At 71.8% G+C, this 17,533-nt stretch carries 16 protein-coding genes; 9 read left to right on the top strand and 7 right to left on the bottom strand.

The window, feature by feature from the left end; genetic code table 11:
- Nucleotides 1-155: 155 nt before the first annotated feature.
- The 5 genes from ACIRDU_RS36580 to ACIRDU_RS36560 all read left to right on the top strand — a co-directional run bounded on the left by ACIRDU_RS36580 (nucleotide 156) and on the right by ACIRDU_RS36560 (nucleotide 4,798).
- The gene (locus ACIRDU_RS36580; protein ID WP_403588189.1) at nucleotides 156-1,475 is read left to right on the top strand and encodes an ABC transporter substrate-binding protein; all 1,320 of its coding nucleotides are present in this window, start codon (nucleotides 156-158) and stop codon (nucleotides 1,473-1,475) included.
- Complete coding sequence (locus ACIRDU_RS36575) at nucleotides 1,472-2,398, top strand: carbohydrate ABC transporter permease (RefSeq protein ID WP_403588186.1); 927 nt, start codon at nucleotides 1,472-1,474, stop codon at nucleotides 2,396-2,398. Before ACIRDU_RS36580 ends, ACIRDU_RS36575 begins: the two co-directional genes overlap by 4 nt.
- Entirely contained in the window at nucleotides 2,395-3,306 is a 912-nt protein-coding gene (locus ACIRDU_RS36570) for a carbohydrate ABC transporter permease (protein ID WP_403588183.1), read from the top strand. Before ACIRDU_RS36575 ends, ACIRDU_RS36570 begins: the two co-directional genes overlap by 4 nt.
- On the top strand, nucleotides 3,303-4,334 hold the full coding sequence (locus ACIRDU_RS36565) for a LacI family DNA-binding transcriptional regulator (protein ID WP_403588180.1): 1,032 nt from the start codon (nucleotides 3,303-3,305) through the stop codon (nucleotides 4,332-4,334). Before ACIRDU_RS36570 ends, ACIRDU_RS36565 begins: the two co-directional genes overlap by 4 nt.
- A 74-nt stretch (nucleotides 4,335-4,408) precedes the next feature.
- Nucleotides 4,409-4,798: a MarR family winged helix-turn-helix transcriptional regulator gene (locus tag ACIRDU_RS36560; protein WP_403588179.1), complete on the top strand. Its 390-nt coding sequence runs from the start codon at nucleotides 4,409-4,411 to the stop codon at nucleotides 4,796-4,798.
- A 50-nt stretch (nucleotides 4,799-4,848) separates the two neighbouring features.
- On the opposite strand, the gene ACIRDU_RS36555 is transcribed toward ACIRDU_RS36560, so the two are convergent.
- Entirely contained in the window at nucleotides 4,849-5,247 is a 399-nt protein-coding gene (locus tag ACIRDU_RS36555; protein WP_403588176.1) for an SseB family protein, read from the bottom strand.
- Nucleotides 5,248-5,574: 327 nt separating this feature from the next.
- On the opposite strand from ACIRDU_RS36555, the gene ACIRDU_RS36550 reads away from it, so the two are divergent.
- From ACIRDU_RS36550 to ACIRDU_RS36535, 4 genes are all read left to right on the top strand, one after another.
- The gene (locus ACIRDU_RS36550; RefSeq protein WP_403588311.1) at nucleotides 5,575-6,708 is read left to right on the top strand and encodes an MFS transporter; all 1,134 of its coding nucleotides are present in this window, start codon (nucleotides 5,575-5,577) and stop codon (nucleotides 6,706-6,708) included.
- Between the two features lie 34 nt (nucleotides 6,709-6,742).
- A complete protein-coding gene (locus ACIRDU_RS36545; RefSeq protein WP_403588173.1) occupies nucleotides 6,743-8,509 on the top strand; it encodes a glycoside hydrolase family 35 protein in 1,767 nt (588 codons plus the stop codon).
- Complete coding sequence (locus tag ACIRDU_RS36540; RefSeq protein WP_403588309.1) at nucleotides 8,503-10,890, top strand: beta-galactosidase; 2,388 nt, start codon at nucleotides 8,503-8,505, stop codon at nucleotides 10,888-10,890. Before ACIRDU_RS36545 ends, ACIRDU_RS36540 begins: the two co-directional genes overlap by 7 nt.
- A gap of 86 nt (nucleotides 10,891-10,976) precedes the next feature.
- Nucleotides 10,977-12,041, top strand: a complete 1,065-nt coding sequence (locus ACIRDU_RS36535) for a LacI family DNA-binding transcriptional regulator (RefSeq protein ID WP_403588170.1) — start codon at nucleotides 10,977-10,979, stop codon at nucleotides 12,039-12,041.
- 10 nt (nucleotides 12,042-12,051) lie between these two features.
- Here ACIRDU_RS36535 and ACIRDU_RS36530 read toward each other — a convergent pair whose 3' ends face one another.
- The 6 genes from ACIRDU_RS36530 to ACIRDU_RS36505 form a co-directional block, all read right to left on the bottom strand.
- A complete protein-coding gene (locus ACIRDU_RS36530) occupies nucleotides 12,052-14,019 on the bottom strand; it encodes a heavy metal translocating P-type ATPase (RefSeq protein ID WP_403588167.1) in 1,968 nt (655 codons plus the stop codon).
- 95 nt (nucleotides 14,020-14,114) lie between these two features.
- Nucleotides 14,115-14,369 (bottom strand): hypothetical protein, encoded by a 255-nt coding sequence (locus ACIRDU_RS36525; protein WP_403588164.1) that lies wholly within the window; start codon nucleotides 14,367-14,369, stop codon nucleotides 14,115-14,117.
- A 23-nt stretch (nucleotides 14,370-14,392) separates the two neighbouring features.
- Nucleotides 14,393-14,815: a hypothetical protein gene (locus ACIRDU_RS36520; protein WP_403588162.1), complete on the bottom strand. Its 423-nt coding sequence runs from the start codon at nucleotides 14,813-14,815 to the stop codon at nucleotides 14,393-14,395.
- A 65-nt stretch (nucleotides 14,816-14,880) separates the two neighbouring features.
- Nucleotides 14,881-15,141 carry a hypothetical protein gene (locus tag ACIRDU_RS36515; RefSeq protein WP_403588159.1) on the bottom strand — a complete coding sequence of 87 codons (261 nt, stop codon included), beginning with the start codon at nucleotides 15,139-15,141 and terminating at the stop codon, nucleotides 14,881-14,883.
- Nucleotides 15,138-16,577 carry an NAD-dependent succinate-semialdehyde dehydrogenase gene (locus ACIRDU_RS36510; RefSeq protein WP_403588157.1) on the bottom strand — a complete coding sequence of 480 codons (1,440 nt, stop codon included), beginning with the start codon at nucleotides 16,575-16,577 and terminating at the stop codon, nucleotides 15,138-15,140. The genes ACIRDU_RS36515 and ACIRDU_RS36510 overlap by 4 nt, the downstream gene beginning before the upstream one ends.
- Nucleotides 16,574-17,533, bottom strand: a 960-nt coding sequence (locus ACIRDU_RS36505; protein WP_403588154.1) for a (Fe-S)-binding protein, incomplete at its 5' end; no start/stop codon positions are given. The genes ACIRDU_RS36510 and ACIRDU_RS36505, both read right to left, overlap by 4 nt.

Genomic DNA, 17,533 nt, shown 5'->3' with positions numbered 1-17,533 from the left:
GGAACGTGCACACACGACGGTGCGGTGCGGAGGCCAACATAACCGCACAGCAACAACCATTGACAAGTGTCGTGAGGGTTTCTCTACTGTGAACGCTCACAGAAGCATGGCAGGGTCCCGCAGCAGGCGAGGACCCCAGGTCAGGGGAGAGATCCATGCCGTACACGAAGCGCCGCCGCCTCGTGACCACCGCCGTCGCCGTCGCGCTCGGCGCCACCACCCTCGCCGCCTGCGGCTCGGGGTCCGGGGACAGCGAGACCGAGTCGGGGCCTGTCTCGCTGACGTACTGGACCTGGACGCCCGGCATGGACAAGGTCGTGGACCTGTGGAACAAGGGGCCGGGCAAGAAGGACCGGATCACCGTCACAGTGAAGAAGCAGGCGTCCGGTGACACGCTGGTCACCAAGATCCTCACCGCGCACAAGGCGGGCAAGGCGCCCGACCTGGTGCAGGCCGAGTACCAGGCGCTGCCGACCCTGGTCAGCAACGACGCCCTCGCGGACATCTCGAAGAACGCGGGTGAGGCCAAGGACCGATTCGCCGACGGCGTCTGGCAGCAGACGACGCTGGGCACCGACGCGGTCTACGCGGTCCCGCAGGACATCGGGCCGCTGATGTTCTACTACCGCGAGGACCTGTTCAAGGAGTACGGCCTGACCGTGCCGACGACCTGGGACGAGTTCGCCGAGACCGCCCGCAAGCTGAAGAAGGCCGCTCCCGGCAAGGACCTCACCACCTTCTCCGCCAACGACTCCGGTCTCTTCGCGGGCCTCGCCCAGCAGGCGGGCGCGAAGTGGTGGACGACCTCCGGCGACCAGTGGAAGGTCTCCATCAACGACGCGGCGACGCAGAAGGTCGCGAAGTTCTGGGGCGACCTGGTGAAGGAGGGCGCCGTCGACAACCAGCCGATGTACACCCCGGCCTGGAACAAGGCGCTCAACACCGGCAAGCAGATCGCCTGGGTCAGCGCCGTGTGGGCACCGGGCACGCTGACCACCGCGGCTCCCGACACCAAGGGCAAGTGGGCCATGGCCCCGCTCCCCCAGTGGTCCGCGAGCGAGAACCGCACCGGCAGCTGGGGCGGCTCCTCCACCGCCGTCACGACCGACTCCGAGCACCAGGAGGCCGCCGCCGAGTTCGCCACCTGGCTGAACACCGACGGCGAGGCCCTGAACGCGCTGGCGAAGGAGAGCGGCATCTACCCGGCCGCCACCAACGCCCAGACCAGCGGCGCCTTCCTCAAGCCGCCGGCGTACTTCTCGAACCAGGCCGACTTCTACACCAAGGCCGCCGATATCGCGAAGACCACCGCGCCGTCCGCCTGGGGCCCGAACGTGAACGTCGCCTACACCACGTTCAAGGACGCCTTCGGCGCGGCCGCGAAGAGCAAGTCGGACTTCGGCGCCGCACTGGACAAGATGCAGGCCGACACCGTCGCCGACATGAAGAAGCAGGGCTTCGGGGTCGCGGAGTGAAAAGCACGGCACGTCGGCAGCCGTACGGGGTGAAGGGCGCCCCGTACGCCTTCCTTGTTCCCGCGACGGTCCTGTTCGCCCTGTTCTTCGCCCTGCCCATCGGCTACGCGCTCTGGCTCAGCTTCCGCAAGGTCAAGGTCTCGGGTCTGGGCCTCGGCTCCGGCGCCCGCAAGGAGGTCTGGGCCGGCCTGGAGAACTACACCGACGCCCTCTCCGACAGCGAACTGCTGCACGGCGCCCTGCGCGTGCTCGGCTACGGGTGCATCGTCGTACCGGTCATGCTCGGCCTGGCCCTGCTGTTCGCGCTGATGCTCGACTCGGAGAAGGTGCGGCTCGCGCCCTTCACCCGGCTCGCGATCTTCCTGCCGTACGCCATCCCCGGCGTGGTGGCGGCCCTGCTGTGGGGCTTCCTCTACCTGCCGGACGTCAGCCCCTTCTACTTCGTGCTCGGCAAACTGGGATTGCCGCAGCCGGACCTGCTGGACGGCGGGCCGCTGTACCTGGCCCTGTCGAACATCGCGGTCTGGGGCGGCACCGGATTCAACATGATCGTCATCTACACCTCGCTCCAGGCGATCCCGGCGGAGGTGTACGAGGCCGCGAAGCTGGACGGCGCCACGCCGACGCAGATCGCGCTGCGGATCAAAATCCCGATGGTGGCGCCCTCGCTGGTGCTGACCTGCTTCTTCTCGATCATCGCGACGCTCCAGATGTTCAACGAGCCGACCACCCTCAAGCCGCTCACCAACTCCGTGTCCACGACCTGGAGTCCACTGATGAAGGTGTACCGGGACGCCTTCGGCGAGGGTGACATCCACGGGGCCGCGGCGCAGGCCATGATCATCGCCTTCGCCACGCTCCTCCTCTCCTTCGGCTTCCTGCGGGCCGTGAACCGTCGTCAGAAGCAGGAGGCCGCTCGATGAGCTCCCTCGCCGTGCCCCAGGCAGAGCCGAGGGCAGGCAGCACGCCAGGCACCGCCCAGGACCACCGCCCGCCGCTGCGCCGCCGGATCGCCCTGGTCCCCACGGTCACCCTGCTGCTGGGCGCGCTCTACTGCCTGCTTCCGGTCGCCTGGGTCGTCATCGCCGCCACCAAGTCCGGGCGTGAGCTGTTCTCCACCTTCACGTTCCTGCCGGGCACGGGCTTCGCCGACAACGTCAGGGACCTGAACGCCTACCGCGGCGGCGTCTACTGGGAGTGGATGGCCAACTCCGCCCTGTACGCCGGCCTCGGGGCCCTGCTGTCGACGGGCGTGTCGGCGTTCAGCGGGTACGCGCTCGCGATCTACCGTTTCCGCGGCCGCGAGACGATCTTCAACGTGCTGCTCGCGGGGGTGCTGATGCCGCCGGTGATCCTGGCCGTCCCGCAGTACCTGCTGCTGGCGAAGGCCGACCTCACCGACTCGTACCTGTCCGTCCTGCTGCCGCAGATCCTCTTCCCGTACGGCGTCTACCTCGCGCGGATCTACGCCGCCGCCGCGGTGCCCGCCGACGTGGTCGAGGCCGGGCGCATGGACGGGGCGAGCGAGTGGCGGATCTTCACGCGGATCGCGCTGCCGATGATGATCCCCGGGATGGTGACGGTGTTCCTGTTCCAGTTCGTGGCGATCTGGAACAACTTCCTGCTGCCGTACATCATGCTCAGCGACGACGAGAAGTTCCCGATCACGCTCGGCCTGTTCACCTTGCTGGAGCAGGGCGCCAACACCCCGGCGCTGTACACCCTGGTGATCACGGGCGCGTTCCTCGCGGTCCTCCCGCTGGTCGCCCTCTTCCTGGTCATCCAGCGGTTCTGGAGTCTGGATCTGCTCTCCGGAGCCGTAAAGTCATGACCATGAACGCTGCGGGAGGCAGGCGCAGGCCGCCCACGATCCACGACGTGGCGCGCGAGGCGGGGGTCTCGCGCGGCACCGTCTCGCGCGTCCTCAACGGCGGCCACTACGTCAGTCCGGCCGCCCAGGAAGCCGTCAACGCGGCCATCCGCAGAACCGGTTACGTGGTCAACCGGCACGCCCGCTCGCTGATCACCGGGCGCTCCGACTCGATCGGTTTCCTGCTCACCGAGCCGCAGGAGCGGTTCTTCGAGGACCCCAACTTCAACGTCCTGCTGCGCGGCTGCACCCAGGCGCTCGCCGCGCACGACATCCCGCTGCTGCTGATGCTGGCGGGCACCGAGGACGAACGGCGGCGGATCACGCGCTACATCACCGCCGGGCACGTCGACGGGGTGTTGCTGGTCTCCAGCCACTCCGGTGATCCCGTTGCCGAGCAACTGCGCGAGGCGGGGGTGCCGCTGGTCGCGTGCGGGAAGCCGATCGGGCTGGCCTCCAAGGTGAGTTACGTGGCCGCCGACGATCGTGACGGCGCCCGCGACATGGTGCGCCACCTGCTGTCGCTCGGACGCCGCCGGGTGGGCACCGTGACCGGTCCGCTGGACACACCCGGAGGTGTCGAGCGCCTCGCCGGCTACAAGGAGGTGCTCGCGGAAGCGGGCCTGGCATTCGACGAGCGGCTGGTCGTCTCCGGCGACTACAGCCGGGCGAGCGGTGAGGCGGGCGGCGAACGGCTGCTGGCGCAGGCCCCGGACATCGACGCGGTCTTCGTGGCCTCCGACCTCATGGCGCAGGGAGTGCTCGCGGCCCTGCAACGGGCCGGGCGGCGGGTGCCCGGGGACGTGGCGGTCGGCGGTTTCGACGACTCACCGGCCGCCGTGGCCTCCAGCCCCGAGCTGACGACCATCCGGCAGCCGTGGGACCGCATCAGCAACGAGATGGTGCGGGTGCTGCTCGCGCAGATCGGGGGCGAGGATCCGGCGGCGGTGATCCTGCCGACGGAGCTGGTGAGACGGGAGTCGACCTGAGGCCGTGGAGCCCGGGCCACGAGCCGTACTCCATGCACGGTCATCGAACCCTGCACCGGTGTTACCGTTCCCCTATGGCGTCGGAAACGGCTGGTGGGCAGCTCGAGGAGCGGTGGCGGGACATCCTCTCGGCGCACGCGCGCACGATGTGCGAGATCGACCGCGCGCTGCATCCGCACGGTCTCGGCGCGTCCGACTTCGAGGTCCTGGACATGCTCGCCACCGCGGCGCCCGAGGAGGGCGAGCAGTGCCGGGTGCAGAACCTCGTGGGGCGGGTCCACCTCAGCCAGAGCGCGCTGTCGCGGCTGATCGCCCGGCTGGAGAAGGACGGGCTGGTGACGCGGTCCGTGTGCGTCGAGGACCGGCGGGGCGTGTGGGTCTCCCTGACGCCCAAGGGCCGTGACCTGCACGCCGAGGTGCTGCCCCTGCAACGGGCGGCGCTGACCCGGACGCTGGGCGGCTGAGCCACCCAGGCCCGGACCGGGTCGGTCGCCTCACCGGCCGGCGGACACCCCTAGCGTGCCAGCAGGGTGCGGACTCCCTCCGAGGTGAGTGTCAGGCGGTGCTCCGAGCTGCCGTCGATGGTGAGCGACAGGTCGTCGGCCGGCCACTGGGCGGCGAGGGCGCCGAGGGGCACCAGGCGGTAGCGGGAGACGAACGGCAGCAGCCCGGCCATCTCCACCTCGGAGGTGAACACGGGCACCACCGGTTCGCCGCCCGGCTGCTCCAGCACCGGGAGCGCCACCGCCGACGGATTGGCGGCTTCGGAGTCGTTGGCGTCGTCGGGCACGGGGATGAGCACGTCGCTGTTGGCGAGCGCGTCCAGAGCCGCCGCGTCCTCGGTGTTCTCGGCGAGGACGTCCAGAGCCCGCTGGGCGGGCGTGGGCGTGGGGTCGTTTGCGGGTGTCTCCATGGCAGATTCCCTGGTAGCGGCGGTCGTGCGGCCCACCCGGGACAAGATCCGCCCCGGGTGCGGTCCTGCTCGCGTACCCGAACGGGAACAGGGCAACCCTGGTGGATCTCCGGGGTTCGTGGGAGCGCGGGGGAGATCTCGTGGGGACCAGGGGGACGACGGGCGTGCCGAGGGGATGTTGACGAGCGTGATGTTACCGGTAACATCGCTCCTCTGATCCAGACGTAGGCGCCTGTGCCCTCCGCCCACCCACACGGTGGCCCGTCCTCCGGAGTCCGCGTGACCGAAGAGCGCGTAGCTCGTCTCTCCCCCGCGCCGCCCGGCCCCGTGTTCAGCAGGGCCGCCGTGGTCGCCTCCTGCGTGGGCTTCGTCCTCATCGGGGTGCTGCAGGCCTTGTACGGACCGGCGATCCCGGCCTTCCGCGCGGAGTTCGGGCTCTCGCCCTCCGCGGCGGGGCTGGGACTGAGCGCGCATTTCGTCGGTGGTGTGGGCGGCGTGCTGCTGTTCGACCGGCTCTACGGGCGGGTCGGCAACCGGCGGATCCTCGGCAGTTCGTATCTGCTGATGGCCGTCGGCGCGGCCGGCTTCGCGCTGGCGCCCGACTGGCCCACCGCGCTGACGGCGGCCCTGCTCGCCGGGTTCGGCTTCGGCGGTATCGACTACGGCCTCAACCAGCTGTTCGCCGTGGGCTTCGGCCACCGATCGACCGCGATGCTGAACATCCTCCACGCGCACTTCGGCATCGGCGCCATCCTCGGCCCCGCCGTGATCGGCGCGGTCGGCTCCGCCCACTACCCGGCGGTCTTTCTCGTCTTCGCCCTCGCCAACCTGCCGTTGCTGCTGTGCCTGCGAGGCGTACAGAGCCAGGTTCCCGTACCGCCCGCAGAACGGACCGGCGGGGGGCCCGTCCTCGGGCGGAGCCTCGGTTCCGTGCTCGCCGTCTTCGTCGTCCTCTACGTGCTGCACGTCGGCGTCGAGGCCGGTGTCGGCGGCTGGGAGCCCACGCACCTGGAGACCGTCGGCTACGGGGCGGGCGTCGCCGCCACCGCCACCTCCGTGTACTGGCTGATGCTGACCGCCGGCCGCTTCCTGGTCGCCCCGCTCGCGCTGCGTTTCTCCGCCCAGGCCATCATCACCGTCTCGTGCGCGGGCATGACGGTGTGCCTGCTGGCCGCGACCGTCCCGGCCTTCGCGCCCTACGCTTACGCCGGTGTCGGTCTGTTCATCGCACCGATCTTCCCCACCGGGCTGCCCTGGCTGAACCGGGCGGCTCCGCGGGCCCGGCGGGCCGGTGCCCTGGTCATCGCGGCTTCCATGGTCGGCGGTGTCGCCGCGGGGCCGGCATTGGGCAAGGCCATCGAAGGTTCCGGGGTTCGCGCCGTGCCGCTCCTGCTGTGCGGCGTCTCGGCGCTCTGCCTGGCCGCCACGCTCTGGCTGATCCGCGCCACCCGCTCCCGCTGACTCCACTCCCCCTCTCTCGAAGGGAAGCTTCCGCATGCCCGCTCTGACGACGACGCCCGACGGATTCCTGCTGCACGGCGAGCCGTTCCGGATCATCTCCGGCGCCCTGCACTACTTCCGCGTCCATCCCGGGTTGTGGTCCGACCGGCTGCGCAAGGCGCGGCTGATGGGCCTCAACACGGTGGAGACATACATCCCGTGGAACCACCACCAGCCCGGCCCCGAGGGCCCCCTGGTCCTCGACGGCTTCCTCGACCTGCCCCGGTTCCTCCGGCTCGCGCAGGACGAGGGACTGCGGGTGCTGCTGCGTCCGGGGCCGTTCATCTGCGCCGAGTGGGACGGCGGCGGCCTGCCCGACTGGCTGACCTCCGACCCGGACATCCGGCTGCGCACCAGCGATCCCCGCTTCACCGGGGCCGTGGACCGCTACCTCGACCTGCTGCTGCCCGCGCTCCGGCCGCACATGGCAGCGGCGGGCGGCCCCGTCATCGCCGTACAGGTGGAGAACGAGTACGGGGCCTACGGCGACGACAGCGCCTATCTGAAGCACCTCGCCGACGCCTTCCGCTCCCGCGGTGTCGAGGAGCTGCTGTTCACCTGCGACCAGGCCGACCCCGCGCATCTGGCCACCGGCAGCCTGCCCGGCGTCCTGACCACCGGCACTTTCGGCAGCCGCGTCGAGCAGTCCCTGGCCCGACTGCGCGATCATCGGCGCGAAGGCCCGCTGTTCTGCGCCGAGTTCTGGATCGGCTGGTTCGACCACTGGGGCGGTCCGCACCACGTGCGGGACGCGGCCGACGCCGCCGCCGACCTGGACCGGCTGCTGTCCGCCGGGGCGTCCGTCAACATCTACATGTTCCACGGCGGAACGAACTTCGGCTTCACCAACGGCGCCAACCACAAACACGCCTACACGCCCACCGTCACGTCCTACGACTACGACGCCGCGCTCACCGAGTGCGGTGACCCGGGTCCGAAGTACCACGCCTTCCGCGAGGTCATCGCCCGCCACGCCACCGTGCCCGACGAGCCCGTCCCCGCACCGGGCCCCAAACTCCCGTCCACCGCGGTCGAGTTGAGCAGCCGGGCGTCTCTGCTGCCGCTGGCCGGTTCACTCGCCGCAGCCGTGCACACCGACGCGCCCGTGACCATGGACGAGCTCGGGCGCCGCACCGGCTACGCGCTCTACCGCACCGCCCTCCCGGAGGAGGGTGACGGCCTGCTGCACTTCGCCCGGGGTGTGGGCGACCGCGCCCAGGTCTTCGTCGACGGCGCGCCCATCGGCGTGCTGGAGAGCGAACGTCACGACGAGTCGCTGCCCGTGCGCGTGCCACGTCCCGGCGCGACGCTGGAGGTCCTCGTCGAGAACCTGGGCGGCGTCAACTACGGCCCCCGCATCGGAGCGCCCAAGGGCCTGCTCGGACCCGTCTCCCTCAACGGCACGGACCTGACGGGCTGGGACTGCCGCCCACTGCCGCTGGACGACCTGGACGCGGTGCCGTTCGCCCCCGCCGGCGAGGCGCCGGTCACCGTGCCGGCCTTCCACCGCGGCACCTTCGACGTCGGCACCCCCGCCGACGCCTTCCTCTCCCTGCCCGGCTGGTCGAAGGGCCAGGCCTGGATCAACGGCTTCCACCTGGGCCGCTACTGGAACCGCGGCCCGCAGCGCACGCTCTACGTCCCCGCGCCGGTGCTGCGCCCGGGCACGAACGAACTCGTCCTGCTGGAACTGCACGGCAGCACCACCACCCGCGCCCTGCTCACCGACACCCCCGACCTCGGCCCGGAGAACACCTGGTGACACATCTCCTGCGCGTTCCCCCGCCCGCCGCTCCCCCGCTGACCGGCCACCTGCCCTTCGCGGACGCGCCCGGCGTGCCCGACCCGATCGGGATCACCAGCCGCTGGCTCACCCGGGGCGGGCGCCCCTGGTTCCCGGTCTCCGGTGAGTTCCACTACTCCCGCTACCCGAACGGGGAATGGGAGGAGGAGCTGCTGAAGATGAAGGCGGGCGGGGTGACCGCCGTCGCCTCCTACGTCGTCTGGATCCACCACGAGGAGGCCGAAGGCCGGGTCCGCTTCGACGGCGACCGGGACCTCAGGCGCTTCGCCGGGCTGTGCGCGCGCCACGGCCTGGACTTCATTCCCCGTATCGGCCCCTGGTCCCACGCGGAGGTACGCAACGGCGGCCTGCCCGACTGGCTCCTGGCCCGGACCCGTGCCCCGCGCACCGACGACCCGGCCTATCTGGCACCGGTGCGCGCCTGGTTCACCGAGATCGGGGGGCAACTGAGGGGCCTGGAGCGGGCGAACGGCGGCCCCATCGTCGCGATCCAGATCGAGAACGAGCTCTACGACCAGCCCGGCCATCTGCGCACGCTGAAGCGCCTGGCCCAGGAGGCGGGGCTGAGCGCGCCGCTGTGGACGTCGACCGCCTGGGGCGGGGTCCGGCTCCCGGGCGAGGACCTCCTTCCGCTGTACGGCGGCTATCCGGAGGCGTTCTGGACGGAGGCCGACGGCGGCTGGCCCGACACCTGCCGCAAGCACTTCTTCTTCACCCACGAGCGCGACGACGAGGCCATCGGCGCCGATCTGCGGCCCGCGCGGATGCCCGACAGCGCCCCTTCGGCGGATCGATTTCCCTGGGTCACCTGCGAGTTGGGCGGTGGCATGGCGGTGGCTTACCACCGGCGGCCCCGGGTGGAGGCCGGCGATGTCGGTGCCCTCGGGCTCACCAAGATCGGCTGCGGCTCCGTGTGGCAGGGCTACTACATGTTCCACGGTGGCACGAACCCGGCCGGCGAGCTGACTTCCCTCCAGGAGTCGCACGCCACCGGCTACCCCAACGACCTGCCCGTCCTGACCTACGACTTCCAGGCCCCGCTCGGCGAGTACGGCCAGGTGCGGCCCTCGTACCACGAACTGCGCCTCCAGCACCTGCTGCTGGCCGAGATGGGGCACCGGATCGCGCCCATGCGGTCCGTGCTGCCCGAGCAGTCGCCGACCGGGCAGCACGACCGGGACACTCTGCGCTGGGCGGTACGCACCGACGGCACCTCGGGCTTCCTCTTCGTGACCAACCACCAGCCGCACGAGCCGCTGCCGGACCATCCGGACACGGCCTTCACGGTCGAGTTCCCGCACGCCTCCTCGCTGTCCCTGCCGAGCACTCCCGTCACGGTCCCCGCCGGCGCGTACTTCTGCTGGCCGCTCCGGCTGGACGTGGCCGGGCTGCGGCTGGAGTGGGCCACGGCGCAGCCCGTGTGCACCGTCGAGGCGGACGGTCGTACGGTCCTGGTGCTGGCAGCGATCGACGGCATCGCGCTCGAACTCGCCCTGGACGCGGACACGGTGGCGTCCGTCGCCGCGCCGTCAGGGGAGATCACGCCGATCGCCGGCCGGGTCCTGGTCACCGGGGTGCGGCCCGGCACCGACGCCTTGGTCGAGGTGGAGGCGGCCGACGGTTCGCGCGTCGGCCTGCTGGTCCTGGACGCGGCGACGGCCCGCACGGTCTACCGGGGACGGGCGTGGGGTGCCGAACGGCTGGTGCTGTGCGAGGACGGTGTGGTCTTCGACGAGCGCCGTCGCGAGGTGCGGCTGCACAGTCCGGCCGCCGAGCCGTCGTTCGCCGTGCTGCCCGCACCGGAAACGGCCCTGGTGGCGGAAGGGGCCCAGGCTCGGGAGGCGGCCGACGGTGTGTTCACGCGTTTCACGATCGAGGCCGGTCCCCTCGCGGACACCACCGCCACCGTCACCTCCGTCAGGCCCGGCGGCCCGGCACCCGCACCGGTGACCGGCGTACAGGGCAGGGCGAGCGTGCCGGCCGACAAGTGTGCGGACGCTGCGGCCGCCGAGTACCGGATCGACGTACCGGAGGACCTGCTGCGCAACCCCTCGGGTGTGCTGCTGCGGCTGCGCTGGACGGGGGACCTGGCGCGGGCCTACGCGGGAGAGGTGCTGGTCGCCGACCAGTTCTTTTCGGGGCGCGTCTGGGACATCGGGCTGGACCGGCTGCCGGCCCGGGCCCTGCGCGCGGAGGGACTGCGGCTGAAGGTGCTGCCGCTGGCCCCGGACGCCGCCGTGTACGTACCGGGGCAGCAGCCGGGTGATGCCTGGCGTGAGGCTCGGGTGCTGGACGCCGAGTGGGTGATCACGCGCCGCTGGACGGTCCGGACCGGCTGAGGGCCCCCGGGCACCGCCCGGCCTATGCTGTGCTCCTGCCGGGGCGGGTTCAGGACCGCCGTACCGACCTCGAGGAATCACCCGCCATGACACCCAGCGCCACCGACGGCCCTGTGCCCAAGCGCAGCAGGCGCAACTTCGCGGGGGCGCGGCCGGTGATGGCCGACGTGGCCCGGATGGCAGGCGTGTCCAAGCAGACCGTCTCGCGGGTGCTCAACGACCATCCGGCCGTGCGCCCCGAGACGCGCGAGGCGGTCCTGGAGGCCATGCGCACGCTCGGCTACCGGCCCAGCCGCAGCGCGCGGTCCCTGGCCAGTGGCAGGACCCGGATGCTCGGGGTCATCTCCTTCGACGCCGCCCGGTACGGGCCCGCCTCGATCCTGACCGGGATCAACACGGCGGCCCAGAAGGCCGGTTACCTCGTCAGCTCCATCGCCCTGGACACGGCCGACCGCGACACCGTCGTCGAGGCCGTGAACCGGCTGTCGGCCGAGGGCGCGGACGGTGTGATCGCGATCGCGCCGCAGCTGTGGGTGGGCCGGGCGCTGGCGGAGACGACCGACCTGGGCACTCCCCTGGTGGTGCTGGAGAACGCGCTCGACGACGAAACCCCCCTGGTCACCGGCGATTCCCGGGCCGGCGCCCGCAAGGCCACCGAGCACCTCCTCGACCTCGGGCACACCACCGTGTGGCACATCGCGGGCCCCACCGGCTGGACCTCCGCAGACCATCGGCTGGCGAGCTGGCAGGCGACCCTCCGGGCCGCCGGTGCCGTCGTTCCGGCCCCTCTCGTGGGGGACTGGAGCGCCGGCTCCGGCTACGACCTGGGCCGTCGGCTGGCCCGCAGCCCGGAGGTGACGGCGGTGTTCGTCTCCAACGACCAGATGGCGCTGGGGGTGCTGCACGCCCTGCACGAGTCCGGGCGGTCCGTGCCCGGGGAGGTCAGCGTCGTCGGCTACGACGACATCCCCGAGGCCGCGCATTTCCTGCCGCCGCTGACCACCGTCCGCACCGACTTCGCGGAGATCGGCACCCGTTCGCTGCGGCTCCTCCTCGACCGGATCGACGGCCCGGGCGAGCCGCGCGTCGACACCCTCGTGCCCGTGGACCTGGTGGTGCGGGCCAGCAGCGGTCCCCCGCCGGTGCGCTGACGGGCGTGCGTCAGTCGGCTCCCTGGGTGGCGGCCCGCTGCCAGGCGCTCTCCCGCAGCAGCCGCAGCCCGTTCAGGCCGACCAGGACGGTGGAGCCCTCGTGGCCCGCGACGCCCAGCGGCAGCGGCAGATCACCGGCGAGGTCCCAGACGACCAGGCCGGCGATGAACACCCCGGCGATGACGAGGTTCTGCACGACCAGCCTGCGGGCGCGGCGGGAGAGGGCGACGGTGGCGGGAACCGCGGCGAGTTCGTCACGCACGATGACGGCGTCTGCGGTTTCCAGGGCCAGGTCGGAGCCGGCCCGGCCCATGGCGATCCCGGTGTGCGCGGCGGCCAGGGCGGGTGCGTCGTTGACGCCGTCCCCGACGACCAGCACCTTGCGGCCCGCGCTCTCCATGGCCTGCACGGCCGCCAGCTTGTCCTGCGGCAGCAGCCCGGCGCGCACGTCGTCGATGCCGGCCTCGGCAGCGACGTGTGCGGCGGCCCGGGGGTTGTCGCCGGTGAGGAGCACCGGGGCGGTGCCCGTGAGCGTGGCGAGGGAGGCGACGGTGGCGGCGGCGTCGGGGCGCAGCCGGTCGGCGATGCCGAGCAGCCCGGCGGGGGTGCCGTCGACGACGACCAGGACGGCGGTGCGGCCTGATTCCTCCAGTTCCCCGGCCACACCGACGGCGGCGTCCAGAAGCCGGGCCGGTGCGCCCACCGCGACCGTACGGCCGTCGACGACGGCGGTGACTCCCACGCCGGGCGCGGAGGTGAAGTCCTCCGCTTCGGGCAGGTCGAGGCCGCGCTCGCGGGCCGCGTCCACGACCGCCCGGGCCAGCGGATGCTCGCTGGGGCGTTCGGCGGCGGCCGCCAGCGTCAGCAACTCGCCGTCGTCCAGGCCGGATCCGGGCAGCGGCCGGACATCGGTGACCCGGGGGCTGCCCTCGGTGAGCGTTCCGGTCTTGTCCAGCGCGACCGCGTCCACCTGACCGAGCCGCTCCATCACCACGGCCGACTTCACCAGCACGCCGTGCCGTCCGGCGTTGGCGATGGCGGACAGCAGGGGCGGCATGGTGGCCAGCACGACCGCGCACGGAGAGGCCACGATCATGAACGTCATGGCGCGCAGCAGCGCGTCGGTGAGCTGTGCGCCGAAGGCGAGCGGCACCAGGAAGACGGCCAGGGTCGCGGCCACCATGCCCAGCGAGTAGCGCTGTTCGACCTTCTCGATGAACAACTGCGTGGGCGCCTTGGTCTCGGACGCCTCCTGCACCATGCGGACGATCCGGGCGATCACGGAGTCGGACGCGTCGCGCTCGACCCGGATCCGCAGCGCCCCGGTGCCGTTGAGGGTGCCCGCGAAGACCTCGTCACCCCGCTCCTTCGGCACGGGCAGCGGCTCGCCGGTGATGGTCGCCTGGTCCACCTCGCTCGCCCCGTCCAGCACCCGGCCGTCGGCGCCGACGCGCTCCCCGGGGCGCACGAGTACGGTGTCGCCGACCACCAACTCCTCGACAGACACGGCCTGTTCACCGCCGTCGGAGCTCAGCCGGGTGGCCGTGGCGGGGGCCAGGTCGAGCAGGCCGCGGACGGAGTCGGCGGTGCGAGCCGTGGCCAGCGCCTCCAGCGCACCGGAGGTGGCGAAGATGACGATGAGCAGGGCGCCGTCCATGACCTGCCCGATCGCGGCCGCGCCCAGTGCGGCGACGACCATCAGCAGGTCGACGTCGAGGGTGCGGTCTTTCAGCGCCTTGAGCCCTTCCCAGCCGGGCTCCCAGCCACCCGTGACGTACGACAGGGCGTACAGCGGTCCCCATGCCCAGGCCGGGGCACCGGTCAACTGCAAGGGCAGCGCGAGCAGGAAGAAGACGGTGGCCGCGGCGGCCCAGCGTGCCTCGGGGAGCGCGAGGACGCGGGTGCGCCGCCGGGCCATCGGCCCGGTGCGTGCGGGATTCGCCCGTTCGACCGGGTGCGGCGTGAGGGTGGAGGTCATCGGGGGTCCTTATGGCGGGGTGCGTGGCCACCCCACCATACAGGAACACATGAAGACTGATTCATGTCTTCATTCCCCGCCTGGGGCACCGAGGGTCAGCGCAGCTTGTCCTTCGCCTTGTAGTAGGCGCCGCCGAACGGCAGGAACCAGGGCGTGCCGTTGTAGAAGGGGACCGGGACCTTCGGGAAGCCGAGGCCGCGCAGCGGGTTGGCCTCGGGGCGGCCGTCCATCATCTCGGCGACCGCGCGGCCCGGGATGCCGAGCTCCACGCCGTAGGTGCTGGTGCCGACCGGGATCAGACCCTGGGCGCGCTCACCGGGGGCGACGGTCAGGGAGCCGATGGAGTGCATGTCGTTCCTGTCGAGAAGGTGGATCAAAGGCGGGCGGAGGCCTCGTCGAGGGGGTCCGCGATGATGTCGGCGATACGGTCCAGAAGTGCGCGTTCGCTGATCAGCGGCGGCGTGATCTGCACGGCCTCCACGTCGGCGAGCAGATACTCCGTGAAGGCCGCCTCGTCGAAGGGTTCTTCCAGGGCGGTCCGGTTGGTGTTGGCGACGAAGTGGGTCTCCACGGCGGGCGGTCCGTACGGCTCCGTGAGGCCGAGGTCCTCCGTGAAGGACAGTGCGCCGAGGGTCAGGCCGAGGTAGGCGCCGCGCCTGGCGATGGCCTTGGTCCGGCCCGCCTCGCCGCGCAGGGTGTGGTACCTGCGGGCGACGCCGGCCGGCTGCCCGAGTGGGGCCGCCTGGTCGGCGACACGGCGTCCGGCATCAGTGAGCGCCGACTGGGCGGGTGACAACCCGGCACACACATGACAGGGCCCCCTGCTGCCGACCGGCGGCAGGGGGCGTGACGCGTTCCACGTCAGGAGCGGCCCGCGCTCTGCTTCTCCACCACTTCCGCGAGTGCCTCCACGAAGCGGTCGAGCTCGCTTTCGCGCATGTAGATGTGGGGCGACACGCGCATGCGCTTTTGGTGCCGTACCTCCCGGTACTTCACATCCACCTGGTGCTCGTCCCGGAGCTCCTGTTCCACCGCTCTGGCGTCCAGGCCGTCGACAGAGAAGACGGTGTGGGGTCCCGCCATGGTGCTCAGCTCCGGTGTGTTGTACCGGGAGGCCGTCATCGCACGGGCACCGCGACGTACTGGTACTCCAGGAACTCGTCGATCCCGACCCGCCCGCCCTCACGGCCGAGCCCGGACTGCTTGACCCCGCCGAACGGCGCGGCCGGGTTGGAGACGAGGCCGGTGTTCAGCCCCACCATGCCCACCTCCAGACCCTCGCTGACGCGCAGCCCGCGGTCCAGCCCCTGGGTGAAGACGTACCCCACCAGACCCCACGGGGTGTCGTTGGCCCGGCGCAGCACCTCGTCCTCGTCGTCGAAGGTGAGGATCGCGGCGACCGGGCCGAAGATCTCCGTGTCCATCAGGCGGCTGCCGGGATCGACGTCGGCGAGCACGGTCGGCGGGTAGAAGCAGCCGGGCCCCTCGGGCGTACGGCCCCCGACGAGCACGCGGGCGCCACGCTCCACCGCGTCGGTGACGAGTTCCTGGACCTTGGCGCGTCCGGCGGCGTCGATGAGCGGGCCGACCTCGACGCCCCCCCGGGTACCGGGGCCGACGACAAGCGCCCCCATGCGCTCGGCGAGGCGGCGTGCGAACTCCTCGGCCACCGACCGGTGCACGAAGAAGCGGTTGGCAGCGGTGCAGGCCTCGCCCATGTTGCGCATCTTGGCGACCATCGCGCCGTCCACGGCCACGTCCAGGTCGGCGTCGTCGAAGACGATGAAGGGCGCGTTGCCGCCCAGCTCCATCGAGGTGCGTACGACGGTGTCGGCGCACTGCGCGAGCAGCAGCCGGCCGACGGCGGTGGAGCCGGTGAAGGAGAGCTTCCTGATCCGGCCGCCGCGCAGGAGGGGCTCGCAGACCTCCCCGGCGCGAGAGGTGGTGACGACGTTCAGCACGCCGTCGGGCAGCCCGGCCTCCTTCAGGATTCCGGCCAGCGCCAGGCTGGACAGGGGGGTCTGCGGCGCGGGCTTGAGAATCATCGTGCAGCCCGCCGCGATGGCCGGGCCGATCTTGCGGGTGCCCATGGCCAGCGGGAAGTTCCACGGCGTGATCAGCAGGCAGGGGCCCACCGGGCGGCGGGAGAGCAGCATGCGGTTGCGGCCGTCGGGCAGGGTGCCGCAGCCGCCGTCGATGCGGACGGCTTCCTCGGAGAACCAGCGGAAGAACTCGGCGGCGTACGCCACCTCTCCCCTGGCCTCGGCGAGTGGCTTGCCCATCTCGGACGTCATCAGGTGGGCGAGTTCGTCGGTGCGCTCGAGGATGAGCTCGTGGGCGCGGCGCAGGATCTCGCTGCGGGCCCGGGGTGCCGTACGGGCCCATTCGGCCTGGGCCTGGACGGCGGCCTCCTCCGCGAGGCGGGCGTCCTTGGGGCCCGCGTCGGCGACGTGGCAGAGGATCTCGCCGGTCGCGGGGTCGTCGACGGGCATGGTGGCGCCGTCCGCGGCGTCCACCCAGGCGCCGCCGATGAACAGCTGGGTCAGTACCTCGGTCATGATGTCTCTCCTGTGTGATCGGCGGCGGGGTCGAGGAGTTCGGCGAGGTGCAGGGCGCGGATGTCCCGGTCGCCGGCGAGGTGGTCGATCTGGGTGGCGCAGCTGAAGCCGTCGGCGACGACGGGGCGTTCGTCGAGGTTGTCGAGTCGGGGTGTGAGGGCCAGATCCGCGACGGCGATGGAGGTGTCGTAGTGCTGGGCCTCGAAGCCGAAGTTGCCGGCCAGTCCGCAGCAGCCCTCGGCCTCGTCGACGCCGCTGACGCCGAGCCGGCGTAGCAGGTCGGCGGGGCGGCGGCCTTTGAAGGTGGCGTACTCGTGGCAGTGGGTCTGGAGCACGACGTTCTCGGGCAGCGGAGGCGGGCTCCAGTCCTGGTCGGCCAGGTCGGTGAGGGCGCCGGTGAAGGTGTGGACGCGGTCCGCGACGCGCTGGGCGGCCTCGGTGCCCAGCAGTTCGGGCACGTCGCGTTTCAAAGCGGCCGCGCAACTCGGCTCGGCCACGATGATCGGCCGGTCGTCACCGTCGTCGAGGGCGGCGACCGTGCGGGTCATGATTTTGCGGGCCACGGACAGCTGACCGGTGCTGACCCAGGTCAGCCCGCAGCACAGCCCGTCCTGCGGCGTGCAGGAGATACCGGCGTCGGCGAGCACACGGCTCGCGGCTCCCGCGACCTGGGGGCGGAAGGCGCGGGTGAAGCTGTCGACGAAGAGGATGGCCTTGGCGGGCCCTGTGGGTTTCGCCGCGCGGAGGGTCTTGCGCAGGGCGCGGCGGGAGGCGAAGGCGGGGATCCTGCGCTTGGTGGTCACGCCGCCTAGGCGTGCCAGGAGCTTGCCGATCGGTCCGCGCAGCAGGGCGTTGACGGGTCGGGCCGCGTATCCGGCCAACGCCGAGGTCAGCGGCAGCCAGCCCAGCGAGTAGTGGGAGCGGGGGCGCAGGCGGCCCTTGTAGTGCTGGTGGAG

This window comes from Streptomyces sp. NPDC093598, from assembly GCF_044764825.1.
Classification (GTDB): domain Bacteria; phylum Actinomycetota; class Actinomycetes; order Streptomycetales; family Streptomycetaceae; genus Streptomyces.
Note: the sequence above shows the minus strand (reverse complement) of the source record. Positions and strands in the feature narration are given on the sequence as shown.